14 protein-coding genes are annotated in these 15046 nt (G+C 63.3%); 6 read left to right on the top strand and 8 right to left on the bottom strand.

What is annotated here, in order from left to right; genetic code table 11:
- Window positions 1-70: 70 nt before the first annotated feature.
- From ASG03_RS17955 to ASG03_RS17970, 4 genes are all read right to left on the bottom strand, one after another.
- Window positions 71-574 carry an ureidoglycolate lyase gene (locus ASG03_RS17955; protein ID WP_062476314.1) on the bottom strand — a complete coding sequence of 168 codons (504 nt, stop codon included), beginning with the start codon at window positions 572-574 and terminating at the stop codon, window positions 71-73.
- The gene (gene uraD, locus ASG03_RS17960; protein WP_443216630.1) at window positions 571-1125 is read right to left on the bottom strand and encodes a 2-oxo-4-hydroxy-4-carboxy-5-ureidoimidazoline decarboxylase; all 555 of its coding nucleotides are present in this window, start codon (window positions 1123-1125) and stop codon (window positions 571-573) included. The genes ASG03_RS17955 and uraD overlap by 4 nt, the downstream gene beginning before the upstream one ends.
- Window positions 1122-2048 (bottom strand): allantoinase PuuE, encoded by a 927-nt coding sequence (gene puuE, locus ASG03_RS17965; protein ID WP_062694910.1) that lies wholly within the window; start codon window positions 2046-2048, stop codon window positions 1122-1124. The genes uraD and puuE overlap by 4 nt, the downstream gene beginning before the upstream one ends.
- A gap of 139 nt (window positions 2049-2187) precedes the next feature.
- The gene (locus ASG03_RS17970; RefSeq protein ID WP_062694912.1) at window positions 2188-2994 is read right to left on the bottom strand and encodes a DUF1045 domain-containing protein; all 807 of its coding nucleotides are present in this window, start codon (window positions 2992-2994) and stop codon (window positions 2188-2190) included.
- Between the two features lie 184 nt (window positions 2995-3178).
- Between ASG03_RS17970 and ASG03_RS17975 the strand changes: the two genes are divergently transcribed.
- Window positions 3179-3568 (top strand): PRC-barrel domain-containing protein, encoded by a 390-nt coding sequence (locus tag ASG03_RS17975; RefSeq protein ID WP_062477075.1) that lies wholly within the window; start codon window positions 3179-3181, stop codon window positions 3566-3568.
- A 131-nt stretch (window positions 3569-3699) separates the two neighbouring features.
- Here the strand turns inward: ASG03_RS17975 and ASG03_RS17980 are convergent, their stop codons facing one another.
- Complete coding sequence (locus ASG03_RS17980) at window positions 3700-4887, bottom strand: NAD(P)/FAD-dependent oxidoreductase (protein WP_062694914.1); 1188 nt, start codon at window positions 4885-4887, stop codon at window positions 3700-3702.
- Window positions 4888-4925: 38 nt separating this feature from the next.
- On the opposite strand from ASG03_RS17980, the gene mnmD reads away from it, so the two are divergent.
- From mnmD to ASG03_RS18005, 5 genes are all read left to right on the top strand, one after another.
- Complete coding sequence (gene mnmD / locus ASG03_RS17985; RefSeq protein ID WP_062695310.1) at window positions 4926-5678, top strand: tRNA (5-methylaminomethyl-2-thiouridine)(34)-methyltransferase MnmD; 753 nt, start codon at window positions 4926-4928, stop codon at window positions 5676-5678.
- 298 nt (window positions 5679-5976) lie between these two features.
- Window positions 5977-7521: a DEAD/DEAH box helicase gene (locus tag ASG03_RS17990; RefSeq protein WP_062695312.1), complete on the top strand. Its 1545-nt coding sequence runs from the start codon at window positions 5977-5979 to the stop codon at window positions 7519-7521.
- 308 nt (window positions 7522-7829) lie between these two features.
- Window positions 7830-9224, top strand: coding sequence for a circularly permuted type 2 ATP-grasp protein (locus ASG03_RS17995; RefSeq protein WP_082475868.1), 1395 nt, complete (start codon window positions 7830-7832; stop codon window positions 9222-9224).
- A gap of 5 nt (window positions 9225-9229) precedes the next feature.
- The gene (locus tag ASG03_RS18000; RefSeq protein WP_062476333.1) at window positions 9230-10168 is read left to right on the top strand and encodes an alpha-E domain-containing protein; all 939 of its coding nucleotides are present in this window, start codon (window positions 9230-9232) and stop codon (window positions 10166-10168) included.
- Window positions 10169-10187: 19 nt separating this feature from the next.
- A complete protein-coding gene (locus tag ASG03_RS18005; RefSeq protein WP_062694915.1) occupies window positions 10188-11018 on the top strand; it encodes a transglutaminase family protein in 831 nt (276 codons plus the stop codon).
- A gap of 152 nt (window positions 11019-11170) precedes the next feature.
- On the opposite strand, the gene araD1 is transcribed toward ASG03_RS18005, so the two are convergent.
- From araD1 to mmsA, 3 genes are all read right to left on the bottom strand, one after another.
- The gene (araD1, locus tag ASG03_RS18010) at window positions 11171-12160 is read right to left on the bottom strand and encodes an AraD1 family protein (RefSeq protein WP_062695314.1); all 990 of its coding nucleotides are present in this window, start codon (window positions 12158-12160) and stop codon (window positions 11171-11173) included.
- Between the two features lie 97 nt (window positions 12161-12257).
- Window positions 12258-13466, bottom strand: coding sequence for a multiple monosaccharide ABC transporter permease (mmsB, locus tag ASG03_RS18015; protein WP_062476341.1), 1209 nt, complete (start codon window positions 13464-13466; stop codon window positions 12258-12260).
- A complete protein-coding gene (gene mmsA / locus ASG03_RS18020; protein WP_062694917.1) occupies window positions 13466-15001 on the bottom strand; it encodes a multiple monosaccharide ABC transporter ATP-binding protein in 1536 nt (511 codons plus the stop codon). The genes mmsB and mmsA overlap by 1 nt, the downstream gene beginning before the upstream one ends.
- Between the last annotated feature and the right edge of the window lie 45 nt (window positions 15002-15046).

Genomic DNA, 15046 nt, shown 5'->3' on the forward strand with positions numbered 1-15046 from the left:
CGTGCCCCTAACACATGTCGCCCGAAAGTGTGCCGCGGTTTCGGGAAACGACAGACATCAAAACAAGACCTTACAGCGACGACGCCGCAATGATGAAGGGCGTCTCGAAGAAGATCTCCTCGAGATTATGCTCGCTCCCCGCGCGATCGACCACGAGGAAATCGCTGACGGCACCGACCGCGACCAGCGGATGATGCCAGACGTTGCGGGCATACTGCACACCCTGGCGGCCGGAACAGGCGAAGACGCGGGGACGACCGGGCCGGCCATCCTCGTCCTCGGCGACGACCGCAAGCCACGACCGGCTGTCGAGCGGGATGAAACTCTGCGAGCCCCACGGATGCCGCTCCATCATGTCCACGGCATAGGGGAACAGCCGGGGCTGCCCGCGAAAGATGCTGAGAATGACGCGGGCGTCCTCGCCGGCCGCCTCGGCCGTACTCAGCGCATGAAACCGCTCCGTCGTTCCGCCATTGATCAGGCGCATCGTTGCCGGGTCCGCTTCGATGACACTGCCGAAGGGAGCGAAGGCCGCGGCCGTCAGCGGCTCGATCGGCAGGACCTGCCCGGTCATGTGGCCGATCCGGGCCCGATGCCCCTCTCGGATTCAACCTTGGATTCCGAAAGAAGCGCGTCCAGCCGAAGCCGCGCGATGGTTTCGACCTCGGCCGTGGCCGTCGCGAATTCTTCCTCGGGCGTGTTGTCCAGCCGAGCCTCGAAAGCCGCGAGGATATCCTCCTTCGTCTTGCCGCGCACGGCGATGATGAAGGGGAAGCCGAACTTGTCGGTGTAGATCGCGTTGTAGGTGGTAAAGCGGGCGTGCTCCTCCGGTGTCAGACGATCGAGCCCCGCCGAGGCCTGTTCGGCCTTGCTGTCGGCCGTCAGCTCTCCGGCGATTGCCAGGCGTCCCGCCAGATCGGGATGGGCACGCAACACCTGCAGCCGTTGCTCCGGCGAGGCGGCCCGGAAGGCCTGGACCATGGCCGCATGCACGGCCGGTGCCGTCATCGGCCCGCTGCCCAAAGTGCCGAACGCCTCTTCGGCGACCCATGCGGAATGCTCGAAGATGCCGCCGAGCCTCGCGACGAAGGCCGCCTCGTCCGTGCTGTCCATAGTGTTGGTCATAGGTCACCCTTAGGCTTGTGGTGCGCATGCCAGTGGCGCGCGATGTCGATTCGCCTGGCGATCCAGACCTTCTCCTTCGAAAGCACATAGTCCACAAACCGCGCCAGTGCCGCTGCCCGTCCCGGGCGGCCGACGAGGCGGCAGTGAAGGCCGATATTCATCATCTTCGGGCTGCCCTCGGCACCTTCCTCGTAGAGCACGTCGAACGTGTCCTTGAGGTAGGTGAAGAACTGATCGCCGGAATTGAACCCCTGCGGCGTGGCAAAGCGCATGTCATTGGCATCGAGCGTGTAGGGGATAATGAGGTGCGGGGTCTGTGGCGTCCTGCCCGGCACCCAGTACGGCAACTCGTCCGCGTAGCTGTCCGAGGAATAAAGGAAGCCGCCGTCCTCGATGACAAGCTTCAGCGTATTGTCCGAAGGCTTGCCCTGATAGAGCCCGAGCGGATGCGATCCTGTCAGTTCCGTGTGCAGCCGCACGGCTTCCTGGATGTGGCGGCGCTCCTCCTCCTCCGTAAAATCCTTGTATTCGAGCCATCGATAGCCGTGGCTGGCAATTTCCCAATCGGCCTCCTTCATGGCGGCGACGGCGTCGGGATTGCGCGCCATGGCCAGTGTCACGCCGTAGACCGTGACAGGAACGTTGCGGCGTGTGAACAGGCGCCACAACCGCCAGAAGCCGGCGCGCGAGCCGTACTCGTAGATCGACTCCATGTTGAGATTGCGCTGCCCCGGCCAGGGCTGCGCTCCGACGATCTCCGACAGCAGCGATTCGGAGGCCTTCTCGCCGTCCATGATCGTGCTCTCGCCGCCTTCTTCATAATTGACCACGAACTGAACAGCGATCCGGGCCTCACCGGGCCAGTGCACCTCCGGCGGATTTCGGCCATAGCCGACGAGATCGCGCGGTGTCGAAAAAGTCATGTCGAACCCTCTTTGTCGCCGAACGGTACCATCCGAAGCCGGAAAGTCGAGGCATAAAGATCGATATCGACAGCCGAAACCGGTCAGCCGGAAGGAGGCTCGTCAGATCCGGCGCGACCGGGCGAATGTAGCCCCTGCCTCACGCCCCTGTCGTCAACCGGCGCATGGCCCGAGCCATCTGGACTTCGCGCGCAGGTGTCGCAGCCGAGGTCGCGGACGCGGACGGCGGGGCGAAACGCCCCGTCGGCTTGTGGGGGGAAAGCTTGCCGAGCGGATGCTGGGAATGAACGCGCAAGGGTGCGCCGGCGCCGGGTTCGATGAACAGGGCGAGGCTTGCGACTTTCACGGGCTGCGCGAGCACGGCCTCGAACTGCGTCCGCACCGGGCCTTCCATCTTTTTGCGCATGCCGGCCGTCATGGGCCCGGTCAGCATCATATGGAACCGGTACTCCTCCATCACGAACGGATCTCCCCAGCGGTGCAGGTTCGAAAACTGCGTTGCCGTCAGTTTGTCGGCATCGAGCCGCGCAATGTCCTGTTCGGTAAACGGCGCCCGGAATTCGTCGAAGCTTTGGACGACCTGCGCCGCCAAATGCGTCATGGGCTCGCAGGGAACGCGCGGGCTGAGCCCGAAGGCGCTGCCGAGCCAGGAGACTTCGAGATCGGGAATTTCAAACGGGCTGATCTCACCTGCAAACCGCATCATGGCTTTCAGCAGCGCCGACTCGGTCTTGTCCTCCGCCAGATGGAAGGGTGCCTTGATCGACCCGTGAAAACCGTAGCGGCGCGGAACGGCGGTGTAGTAGGCCATGTCCTGCGCCGAGCATCCGGCGACCGAAAGTTGCTCGCAGAGATCGCCCGAATAGACGTTGCGTCCCAGCCAGTCGGCGGCAGCCACGGAAAGCGGATCATGGATCGGCGGTGTGAAGCAGATGGCGTAGCGCATGGGAAACCTCGTTCTGTCCCTGCGCTACGTGATTTGCATGACAGGCTGACGAAGCCGGCCTGTTTCCCCGCGCAAAAGCCGGGGAACCCGCTCCCCTGCCCAGACGTTCATCAACGGACAGAGCCAGAAAAGGAGACGGAACGTGACCGATCACAACCCCAATCTGAACGACGTCAGCCCCCGCATGCAGGGCGGCAGCTCGAAACTGCAGGATGCAAGCATCGTCGAAACCCAGGATCTGATCGCAAGCGACAAGGTCGAAGGAACACGCGTCTACGGCGCGGACGGCGAGCGGATCGGTTCGATCGAGCGCCTGATCATCGGGAAACGATCCGGCCAGGTTGCCTATGCCGTCCTGGGCTTTGGCGGCTTCCTCGGCATCGGCGAGGATCATTATCCGATTCCGTGGGCAAAGCTCAGCTACGACGAGGACCTCGGCGGCTACCGGACCGAACTGACCCGCGAGCAGGTCGAGAAGGCACCCAAATACCGCAGCGACGACGAATACGCCTGGAACAGGGAGAACGGGCGGCAGGTCTTCGACTATTACGGCGTGCCCCCCTACTGGATGTAGGCGCGATCTCCCTGCCAAGGCGAAGGAGAAGGGTGCACCTCCTCGGATCGGCGCCCTTTTCATCCTGGCCATCAGCGTCGGATCGATGACCCCCGATCATGCCGCTCTCAACATCTCCCGCCGGTCGAGACTTAGGTGCGCGGCGGTGCCGTCAAGTGATGTTCGCAGCGGAACGATGCGGGTAGCGCGACGGCGCCCGCATCATCCGCCGAGCGGCCGCAGATGCCCTCCACCACGGCGTGCGCCAGTCGGTGGGCAATGCCGAAACTGATCTTGAAGCCGCCGGTCATCAGATGCAGGCGCGGATGGTCGGGGTGCGGGCCTGCCATCGGATCGCGTCCGACGGCACGGGGGCGAAGCCCCGCCCAGCGCTCGAGGACCGGCGCCCCTGCCAGCGCGGGAACCAGTCTTTCCGCCTTTGCAAGGAGTTCGTCGAGCCGGTGGTCGGTCGAGAGCGGATCGGCAAAGTCCATTTCGCTTGTGCTGCCGATCGCCACGCCGCCGGCATCATGTGCGATGACGTAGACTCCGTCCGAATAAAGGATTGGAAGGGCCGGATCGAGATCGACCCCGAGCCGCGCCGCCTGCCCCTTGACGCCTTTGCCGCTCGGTGGCCGCGGGCTATCGCCTGCCGCTTGCGGCAGAGCATCGACCATTCGGAAACTGTCGACGCCTGCGGCCAGCACGATATGCCCAGCGTCGACGACGCTTCCGTCGGATAAGACCACCTGCCCGCGCTGCGGATCGATGCTGCGCACGGCGCACTGCTCCCGGATCGTCACGCCACGAAACGGCCTGAGCATTGCGACCAGAAGCAGCAGCAGACCGCGCGGTGAAACCCGCGCCGCAAGCCCGTCGAATACAGCCCCTTCAACGACGGCATCGGGAGAGAACAGGCGTTCGGGTGCGGTATCGAGAACCTTCCAGGCAAAAGCGGCATGCAAAGCGGCAGGCCCCGTCCGCCAGTTGGCGTCGGCATCGGCAACCTGCCCGAGCGCGATACCTCGCAGATGCGGTTTTGCCAGTGGAATGAGACGGCCCGTGCGCCTGTAGCCTGCAGACAGGCCCGTCTCCGCCTCCATCCTGCGGATCTCGCTCTCCAGCGAAACCAGCGCGTCGAACTGGAACTGCTTCTTGGCGTTCCAGCGATCCGGCGTGTGCGGCATCAAGGCGCCGAGCAGGCCGCCGCTTGCGCCTGCCCCGATCGCGGCGCGCTCCACCACCAGCACGTCAAGCCCGGCACGCGCGGCATTAAGCGCCGTCCAGAGGCCCATGATGCCCCCGCCGATGACGACCAGATCCGTCTTCCTGTCCGCCATCGATTGACCTTGCTCGCCGGGCTGATTATCGCATGTCCATGACCGCGCGCCACACGACCACGCCTGCCGATCTCGAAACGCCCAGCCATCAGACCCTCGACTGGCACAGCGGCGATATGCCGTATTCCGTGGAGTTTGACGATCATTTTTATTGTCGCACGGACGGTCGTCTCGAATGTGGCCATGTCTTTCTGCACGGCAACGATCTGCCCGGACGCTGGCAGAACGCGCCAAATTTTTCGATCGGCGAACTCGGTTTCGGCACCGGCCTTAACTTCTGCGAGACGTGGCGCCAATGGAACCTGGTTCGGAAACCCGCCGGCGCCCGTCTTGCATTTACCTCCTTCGAGCGTTTTCCGATGACCGCGGCAGACATCGCCCGCGCCCTTTCCGCATGGCCGGAAATCCGGGACGAGCGCGAGGCACTGATCGCCGCATGGCCGCAGACGCTGGCCGGCACGATCCGCCTCGATCTGTCGGGCGACGTCACGCTCGCCATCGTCTGCGGCCCTGCGCTGGAGACGGTCAGCGCCGCACCCACGCTGTTCGACGCCTGGTACCTTGACGGCTTTGCGCCTTCGCGCAATCCAGACATGTGGTCCGCGGAGCTGATGGCGGCCGTCCACGCCCACACGGCCGACGGCGGGACCTTTGCCACCTACGCCGCAGCCGGTTTTGTGCGACGCAATCTGCAGGCCGCGGGCTTCCAGGTGGAGCGCCGTCAGGGCTTTGCCGGCAAGCGGGAAATGCTGCGCGGCGTTCGGCCCGACCTGCGCACTGACACGCCCTGAAAACCGGCGCATATCTCGCACCTGCGAAAAGACAGCTTGACTTTTCGGCCGCAAACAACGACATGAGGGCCAGCGTCACCTTCCGGCCGCCGCGTGAGCGAGCCAAGCGGATTCTGTCAATCCGTCGTGAAGGCTAAGCGCACCTATGAGACCGTGCCAGATTCGGCACCCGCAGCGCAGACAGCTTTTTCAACCCACCAAGATCCCATTTCACGCGGGGTTCTTGAAACCAGATGACCCGGAACCGCAGGACGCGGTGTTCCGGCCCCTGTCGTTTGGCGCCCCGAAAGGCATGATTTTGACCGATTTTACTTCCCTTGGCCTCTCTGAGCAGATGGTAGCGAACCTCACACTGGAAGGTTTCACCAAGCCGACGCCGATTCAGGCCGAAGCCATTCCGCTCGTCATGGCAGGCCATGACCTCATCGGCCTTGCACAGACCGGCACCGGCAAGACCGCCGCCTTTGGTCTTCCGATGATCGAACGCATGCTGGCCGACGGCAAGCGTGCCGACCCGCGCAACGTGCGCGCCCTGATCCTTGCTCCGACGCGCGAACTGGTGAACCAGATCGCTGCCAACCTGAAGGTCTTCGTCAAGAAGAGCCCGTTGCGCATCGGCCTCGTCGTCGGCGGCGCTTCCATCAACAAGCAGACCCAGCAGCTGGAACGCGGCGTCGAAATTCTCGTCGCCACCCCCGGCCGCCTCCTCGATCTTCTCAACCGCAAGGCCGTGACGCTGACGACGGCGCGCTATCTCGTGCTCGACGAAGCGGATCAAATGCTGGACCTCGGCTTCATCCATGATCTGCGCAAGATCTCCAAGCTCGTCCCGAAGAACCGCCAGACCCTGCTGTTCTCGGCCACCATGCCGAAGGCGATCGCCGATCTGGCCGGCGACTATCTGACCGATCCGAAGCGCGTCGAAGTCGCAACGGCCGGCAAGGCCGCCGACAAGATCGAGCAGTTCGTGCATTTCGTGAGCGGCAAGGACGGCAAGGTTACGCTTCTCAAGCAGTCGCTGACCGCAAACCCCGATGGCCGCGCCATCGTCTTCTCGCGCACCAAGCATGGGGCCGAAAAGCTGATGAAGCACCTGGAGTCGGTCGGCTATTCCGCAGCCTCCATTCACGGCAACAAGAGCCAGGGCCAGCGCGAGCGCGCCCTCAAGGCCTTCCGTGACGGCGAGATCAAGGTTCTGGTCGCCACCGACGTCGCTGCGCGTGGCATCGATATTCCAGGCATCACGCACGTCTACAACTACGATCTCCCGGAGGTCGCCGAAGCCTATGTTCACCGCATCGGCCGTACCGCCCGTGCCGGCCGCGACGGCATCGCCATCGCGTTCTGCGCGCCCGACGAGGCTCGCCTGCTGCGTGACATCGAAAAGCTGATGGGCATGAGCATTACCGTCGCGAGCGGCGAAGCACCTGCGAACATTTCGCGCGCCCCGGCACCCCGCAATGCGCGTGGCAATGGCGGCCGCGGCAGCAACAATGAAGGTCGCAACGGGCAGGGCCGCGGCGAAGGCCGTGGAGGCCAGGGTCGCAGCGAAAACCGCGGCGGCGAGAACAACCGCCCGGCCCGCGTGGCACAGGCGCCGAGCCCCTTTGCGGGCGACGACCTTCTGGCCGGTGACGAAGGGGCGCAGCGCCGCGAGCACCGCAAGGGCCAGGGCCCGGCCGCACAGGCCGCCCACCAGGCAGCGCTTGCCAAGCGGAACGGCAACCGCAATGGCCGTCCGGGCGGTGCACCGCGCGCCAATCGCGGTCCCCGCCCTGCTGCCGGCAGCCCGGGGGCTCAGGCCGCCCAGCGCCGCGAAGGTTCGCGCCGCGAAGAAGCGTAAGACAGTCTGAATTCCAAGACGACAAAACGGCGGGACGCGAGTCCCGCCGTTTTCGTTTGGGCCGCGTGCATGGCGCGAAGCAGTCCGCCCAATGAATAAGCAGGTGCGACGGCACCGGGCGCGAACTCCGCCTCATGGCCCTGCAGCCGCCTTGCCATTCCGCCTGCAAAAGCCATCTTCTCTTTGGAGGGGACAGCCGGAACGAGTGAAAATTTCTTTCCGGCGGAAACGAGCATGCTTCTTGCATTGCCGAAGCGCTTGTAATCAAATGGCTTAAAAAGGGGACCAAGCCGTTGGCATTCGATGAAATGATGAATGCGGACAACACTCCGCGACCGCCTTACGCAACATACAACGAATGGTATGCCAACCAGGACCGAGCCCGCCTGATCGCCAAGTCGAAAGAGGCCGAGAACATTTTCCGCAAGACCGGCATCACCTTTGCCGTCTACGGCCATGCGGACAGCGCCGAAAAACTCATTCCCTTCGATCTCATCCCGCGCATCATCTCCGCGCGGGAATGGCGCCGCCTCGCGCAGGGCATCGAGCAGCGCGTGCTCGCGCTCAATGCGTTCCTGGACGATATCTATCACAAGCAGGAGATCATCAAGGCGGGACGAATCCCGCGTGAACTGATCGAGAAAAACGATGCCTTCCTGCCGCAGATGGTCGGCATGCGACCACCGGGCGGCGTCTACACCCACATCGTCGGCACCGACATCGTACGCACAGGCGAGGATCAGTTCTACGTTCTCGAGGACAATGCCCGGACACCCTCCGGCGTGAGCTACATGCTCGAGAACCGCGAGACGATGATGCAGATGTTCCCGGAGCTGTTCTATCAGAACCGCGTCCAGCCGGTGGAGAACTACCCCTATCTGCTGCGCCATTCTCTGGCGGCCGTGGCGCCTCCGGGATGCGAGGGCAAGCCGCGCGTGGCCGTTCTCACACCCGGCATCTACAATTCCGCCTATTACGAGCATGCCTTCCTGGCCGACATGATGGGTGTCGAACTCGTGGAGGGCTCCGACCTGCGCGTCATCGACGGCAAGGTCCGCATGCGCACGACGCGCGGCTACGAGGCCATCGACGTTCTTTACCGGCGTGTCGACGACGACTACCTCGATCCGCTGACGTTCAAGCCGGAGTCGGCGCTCGGCATTCCCGGCATCATGGATGTCTACCGTGCGGGCAACATCACCATCGCCAACGCGCCGGGCACCGGCATTTGCGACGACAAGGCGATCTACTCCTACATGCCGGAGATCGTCGAGTTCTACACCGGCCGCAAGGCGCTGCTGGAAAACGTGCCGACATGGCGCTGCTCCGAGGCGTCGAGCCTGCAATATGTGCTCGACAACCTCGCCGACCTGGTCGTCAAGGAAGTTCACGGCTCCGGCGGCTACGGCATGCTCGTCGGCCCGACGGCCTCCAAGAAGGAACGGGCACTGTTTGCCGAAAAACTGAAGGCGCGCCCGAGCAACTACATTGCCCAGCCGACCCTTTCCCTCTCGACCGTCCCGATCATGGTCAACAAGGGCATTGCACCGCGCCATGTCGACCTGCGTCCCTATGTGCTCGTATCCGACAAGGTACAGATCATTCCCGGCGGTTTGACCCGCGTGGCTCTGAAGGCCGGCTCCCTGGTGGTGAATTCCAGCCAGGGCGGCGGCACGAAGGACACCTGGGTACTGGAGGACTGATCGGCATGCTCGGAAGAACAGCAAACGGCCTATACTGGATGTTCCGCTATATCGAGCGGGCCGAAAACAGCGCCCGCCTTGTCGACGCCGGACTGCGCATGTCCCTGACCCGCTCGCATCTCGGTGAAGACAACTGGGAAAGCGTGCTGCAGAGCTCGGGTGTGATGGACATCTACGAGCAACGCTACGAGAGCGCGACCAGCGCTGATGCCGTCGATTTCCTGCTGCGCGAAACCACCAATCCGTCGAGCGTGCTCTCCTGCATCGAGACCGCCCGCAGCAATGCACGCATGGTGCGCACGGCGCTCACGCGCGAGACGTGGGAAGCGGTTAACGAGTGTTACCTCGACCTGAAGTCCATGCTCGCCCGAAGGGTCAAAGCTGCGGACCTGCCGGAGGTGATCGATGCGATCAAGCGCAAGACCGGCTTGATCCGCGGTGCCTTCCACGGCACGATGCTGCGCAACGACCTCTTCAACTTCTCCCGCATCGGCACCTTCATCGAGCGCGCGGACAACACGGCCCGTATTCTCGACGTAAAATACTACGTCCTTCTGCCGGCCGTGTCGCAGGTCGGCACCGCCATCGACAATGTCCAGTGGGAATCGATCCTGCGCTCGGTGTCCGCGCATCGCAGCTATGGTTGGGTCTACGAGGCCGAGTACAAGGCCGCCAACATCGCGGACTTTCTCATTCTGAACGGTCGCATGCCGCGCTCGCTCGCCTATTGCTACGAAAAGATCAACAGCAATCTCTTTTATCTCGAACGGGAGTATGGTGAGCGGCACAGCGCGCACGATACGTCCGAGATCACGCTGAAATCGCTGCGCAACTGCTCGATCAAGGATGTGATGGACCAGGGCCTTCACGAATATATCGAGACGTTCATCACCCAGAACAACCGTCTGAGCCAGGAAATCTCCGACGGCTACAGGTTCTATTGAGCAAGGACAGAGCAGGCGCATGCGACTGAAGATCACGCACACGACCGAATACAGCTATGCGGAGCCGGTGAGCTATTCGCTGCAGCGGCTCCGTCTCACGCCCTTCTCCCAACCGGGACAGACTGTGCTGAACTGGGAGACCTCGGTCGAAGGCGCGAAGGTGGAGGTCGGCTACGAGGATCATTTCGCAAACCGCGTCACCCTTGTCAGCGTCATGGGCGATCAGATCCGCATGCGCATCGTCGCGAGCGGCGAGGTCGAGACGCAGGACCGCGCCGGCGTGTTCGGGCCGCATCAGTCCTATATTCCGCTCTGGCTCTTCCAGCGCGACACGCCGCTGACCAAGCGGACGAAGCAGATTCGCGATCTCGCCAAGTCGCAGAGCGGTGATGGCGTTCTGGCGCAGATGCACAATCTGATGGGCGCGATCCACCAGGCGGTGACCTTCGAACCGGGATCGACGGGAACGGACACGTCGGCGGACGAAGCGCTGACCCGCGGCATCGGCGTCTGCCAGGATCATGCGCATATCTTCCTCGCCTGCGCCCGCGCGCTCGGCCTGCCGGCCCGCTACGTCTCCGGATATCTGATGATGGACGACCGGATCGAGCAGACGGCGACGCATGCCTGGGCCGAAGCCCATCTTCCCGGCCTCGGCTGGGTCGGTTTCGACGCCGCCAACGACGTCTGCCCCGACGACCGCTATGTCCGCATCGCCACCGGTCTCGACTATCGCGACGCCGCCCCGATCTCCGGACTGGTCCACGGCGCCGCGAACGAAACGCTGACGGTGGCGCTGACGGTCGAACAACAAGGGCAAAGCCAAAGCCAGAGCCAGAGCCAAAGCTGAGCCGAGCCAAGCGAGGCTCGCTGCTGCCCGCGCCCGATGCCATGCAACGGCAGCCGTAACACCGGACGCAACGTCGCGCGCGCATTGAGAACCGGCAGCGGAACCGCCAGCCCCTTGCCGCCAGCCTGCTGACCGGGCCGACCGGATCGCGTCTACAGCACCCCGACGGTCACCACCTCCGCAGCCGCGACCACCAGACGGTTGCGCAGCGGCAATCCGAACCCTGCAGCCTCCATTTCGAACACATCGCCCGGCTCGGTGCGCACACCATCACCGAAGGAAAGCGTCGCCGTGCCGAACATGTGCACGTGGACATCGCCGGGCGCACGGAAGAGGCCGTATTTGAAGTGGTGGTGTTCGAGATTGGCGAAGCTGTGAGACATATTGGCCTCGCCCGACAGAAACGGCTTCTCCCAGAGGATGGCGCCATTGCGCAGGATGCGCGAGGTGCCGCGGATATCGGGCGGGGCGTTGCCGATCCGGATCTCCGGGCCGAAACAGGCCGGCCGGAGTTTCGAATGCGCGAGGAAGAGATAGTTGACGCGCTCGGTCACATGGTCTGAAAATTCGTTGGCGACGGCAAAGCCGAGGCGAAAAGGCTGGCCGTTGTCGGCGATGACGTAGATGCCAGCCATCTCCGGCTCCTCGCCCCCGTCCGAGGCGAAGGCTGGAGAAACGAGATCGCCCCCGGGTGCTGCAAGCTGCAGGCCGTTGCCCTTGTAGAACCATTCCGGCTGAACGCCGGTTTCCCCCGGTTTCGGCTTGCCGCCTTCAAGACCCATGCGGAACATCTTCATCGAATCCGTCATTGCAGCCTCGTCCCTGGCCGACGCATGCATCGCGTCGCGGGTCGCGGCCGAGCCGAGATGGGTGAGGCCCGTCCCGGTGAGGTGGAGATGCGCCGGATCGGGATGGGTGATCGGCGGCAGGAAGCGCCCTTCTGCAGAGGCTGCCTGAAGGTCGACGACACCGCTCACACCGCGCGTCGTGACCACATCGGCCAGCATGCGCCCGGAATTGGCAGCCTCGAGCGCCAGCTCGTAAAGGCTCGACGCGCCGCGGACGGCACGCCCCGGCTCCCCCTCCTCGCGCATGACGACCGTGATCGAACCGTCGTCATTGCGGATCTGCGACATCAGCATGGTGTGTTTCCCTTCCTCGAATGCAAACGCCGCCATCTGAGCGTGTCAGACGGCGGCGTGATCGTGAACGACGTGAACGGACCCTTTCGGGAAACGATCAGCCCTTGTTCTTGTTGTAGACGTCGAAGAACACGGCGGCGAGCAGGACCAGGCCCTTGACGAGCTGCTGGTAGTCGATGCCGAGACCCATGATCGACATGCCGTTGTTCATGACGCCCATGATGAACGCGCCGATGACCGCGCCGGTGATCTTGCCGACGCCGCCGGAAGCGGATGCGCCGCCGATGAAGCAGGCTGCGATGACGTCGAGTTCGAACCCGACGCCAGCCTTCGGTGTTGCCGAGTTCAGGCGGGCTGCGATGATCATCCCGGCGAGGGCCGCGAGAACACCCATGTTGACGAAGGTCAGGAAGGTCAGGCGCTCGGTGTTGATGCCCGAAAGCTTGGCGGCCTTCTCGTTACCGCCCATGGCGTAGATGCGACGGCCGATGGTCGAACGCGTCGTGATGAAGGTGTAGAGCGCGATCAGGAGCGCCATGACGATCAGGACGTTCGGGAAACCGCGATAGGTCGACAGCTGGAAGCCGAGAAAGATCGCGACGACGCCGATGATGGCCATCTGGATGGCAAAGAACACGAAGGGTTCGTTTTCCGTGCCGTGCTTGTCGTTCGTACGACGCTCCTTCAGGCCGAAATACACCGCGAGACCCACGAGCACGATGACGGCGACCAACGCAAAGAGATTGGTGACGACAGCCGGGTTCGGATTGGCAAACCAGAGCAGATCCGGAACGAAGCCGGTGGAGAGAACCTGGAACTCCTTGGGGAACGGGCCGATCGGACGGTTCTGCAGGATCAGGTAGGTCAGGCCGCGGAAGACGAGCATGCCGGCCAGCGTCACGATGAAGGACGGGATCTTCTGGTAGGCGACCCAATAGCCCTGCGCTGCACCGACGAGACCGCCGAGAACGAGGCAGAGCGGCACAACGATGGAGAAGTGAATGCCCCACCGCACGAGCATGATGGCGGACAGGCCGCCGGTGAAGGCGACGATGGACCCGACCGAAAGGTCGATATGGCCGGCGACAATGATCAGCAGCATCCCCAGCGCCATGATGACGATGAAGGAGTTCTGCAGGATCAGGTTGGTGATGTTGACGGGGCGGAACAGAACGCCGCCCGTGACGAACTGAAAGAACAGCATGATCACGACGAGTGCGACCAGAAGGCCGTATTCGCGGATATTGGCCTTCAGATAGGCGCCGACGGACGGCTTTGCTGCTGGTGCGCTGGTTTCAAGGACCATTAGTGCTTCTCCCCGGAGCGCATGATGGCTCGCATGATGGATTCCTGGCTTGCTTCACCCTTGGGGAGTTCCGCGACGAGGCGACCTTCGTTCATGACGTAGATCCGGTCGCAGGTTCCCAAGAGCTCGGGCATCTCCGACGAGATCATGAGAATGCCTTTGCCCTCGGCAGCCAGCTGGTTGATGATGGAATAGATTTCGTATTTCGCACCGACGTCGATGCCACGTGTCGGCTCGTCGAGGATGAGGATTTCCGGATTGGTGAACAGCCACTTGGACAGGACGACCTTCTGCTGGTTGCCGCCCGAGAGGTTGACCGCTTCCTGGTAGATCGAGTGCGACCGGATGCGCAGACGCTTGCGGTAGTCGGTGGCCACCTCGCGCTCGCGATGCCCGTCGATCACGCCGCCATTGGCCACGGCCGGCAGGTTGGCGAGCGTCGTGTTGTGCATGATGTTGTTGTTGAGCACGAGGCCGAGATGCTTGCGGTCCTCGGTCACATAGGCGAGCCCGGCTTCGATCGCCTTCTGGATCGTGCTGACGTCGACGGGCTTGCCGTGCATCAGCACGTCGCCGGTGATCTTGTGACCCCAGGAGCGGCCGAAGATGCTCATGGCTGTCTCGGTGCGCCCTGCCCCCATCAGCCCGGCGATGCCGACGACCTCGCCGGCGCGAACCGTGAAGTTCACGTCATGCAGGAACTGCCGGTCGCGGTGATGCTGGTGGTAGACGTTCCAGTTCTTCACTTCCAGCAGCGTGTTGCCGATCTTCGGCTCGCGCGGCGGGTAGCGATCGTCCATGTCGCGCCCGACCATGCCCTTGATGATCCGGTCTTCGCCGATATCCTCGTTGTGGCAGTCGAGCGTTTCGACCGTGCCGCCGTCGCGCAGGATCGTGATCTTGTCGGCGACCGTCTTGATCTCGTTCAGCTTGTGCGAAATGATGATCGAGGTCATGCCCTGCTTGCGGAATTCCATCAGGAGATGGAGGAGGGCCGCCGAATCCGTTTCGTTGAGCGACGCCGTCGGCTCGTCGAGGATCAGGAGGCGCACCTTTTTCGAAAGCGCCTTGGCGATTTCCACCAGCTGCTGCTTGCCCACGCCGATATCGGTGATCAGGGTGGCGGGCGACTCCTTCAGGCCGACCTTGGCAAGAAGCTCCCGGGTCCGGGCGAAGGTTTCCTTCCAGTCGATGACGCCCTTGGACGCAACCTCGTTGCCGAGGAAGATGTTTTCCCCGATCGAGAGCAGCGGAACGAGCGCCAGTTCCTGGTGAATGATGATGATGCCGAGGTGTTCGCTGTCGGAAATGTCCTTGAACTGCCGAACCGAGCCGTCGAAAACAATGTCTCCGTCGTAGCTCCCGGCAGGATAGACGCCGCTCAGAACCTTCATAAGGGTCGATTTGCCGGCACCGTTCTCACCCACGAGCGCGTGGATCTCGCCCTCACGAACCTTGAGATTGACGTTGTCGAGCGCTTTCACGCCGGGAAACGTCTTGGTGATGCCCCGCATTTCGAGAATGTAATTGTCCATGTCAGGCGTTCCAGTGGCCGTCCGTCGTGCGATGAGGTGGGACCG

This window comes from Rhizobium sp. Leaf341, assembly GCF_001424325.1.
Classification (GTDB): domain Bacteria; phylum Pseudomonadota; class Alphaproteobacteria; order Rhizobiales; family Rhizobiaceae; genus Ferranicluibacter.

What these genes read in the sequence shown, in the direction of transcription:
- mnmD (WP_062695310.1), top strand. Translation starts at nt 4,926, where the DNA reads ATGACCGCGCGCCACACGACCACGCCTGCCGATCTCGAAACGCCCAGC.
- ASG03_RS17975 (WP_062477075.1), top strand. Translation starts at nt 3,179, where the DNA reads ATGCAGGGCGGCAGCTCGAAACTGCAGGATGCAAGCATCGTCGAAACC.
- ASG03_RS17980 (WP_062694914.1), bottom strand. Translation starts at nt 4,887, where the DNA reads ATGGCGGACAGGAAGACGGATCTGGTCGTCATCGGCGGGGGCATCATG.
- araD1 (WP_062695314.1), bottom strand. Translation starts at nt 12,160, where the DNA reads ATGCTGATGTCGCAGATCCGCAATGACGACGGTTCGATCACGGTCGTC.
- ASG03_RS17955 (WP_062476314.1), bottom strand. Translation starts at nt 574, where the DNA reads ATGACCGGGCAGGTCCTGCCGATCGAGCCGCTGACGGCCGCGGCCTTC.
- ASG03_RS18000 (WP_062476333.1), top strand. Translation starts at nt 9,230, where the DNA reads ATGCTCGGAAGAACAGCAAACGGCCTATACTGGATGTTCCGCTATATC.
- ASG03_RS18005 (WP_062694915.1), top strand. Translation starts at nt 10,188, where the DNA reads ATGCGACTGAAGATCACGCACACGACCGAATACAGCTATGCGGAGCCG.
- uraD (WP_443216630.1), bottom strand. Translation starts at nt 1,125, where the DNA reads ATGACCAACACTATGGACAGCACGGACGAGGCGGCCTTCGTCGCGAGG.
- mmsA (WP_062694917.1), bottom strand. Translation starts at nt 15,001, where the DNA reads ATGGACAATTACATTCTCGAAATGCGGGGCATCACCAAGACGTTTCCC.
- mmsB (WP_062476341.1), bottom strand. Translation starts at nt 13,466, where the DNA reads ATGGTCCTTGAAACCAGCGCACCAGCAGCAAAGCCGTCCGTCGGCGCC.
- puuE (WP_062694910.1), bottom strand. Translation starts at nt 2,048, where the DNA reads ATGACTTTTTCGACACCGCGCGATCTCGTCGGCTATGGCCGAAATCCG.
- ASG03_RS17970 (WP_062694912.1), bottom strand. Translation starts at nt 2,994, where the DNA reads ATGCGCTACGCCATCTGCTTCACACCGCCGATCCATGATCCGCTTTCC.
- ASG03_RS17995 (WP_082475868.1), top strand. Translation starts at nt 7,830, where the DNA reads ATGATGAATGCGGACAACACTCCGCGACCGCCTTACGCAACATACAAC.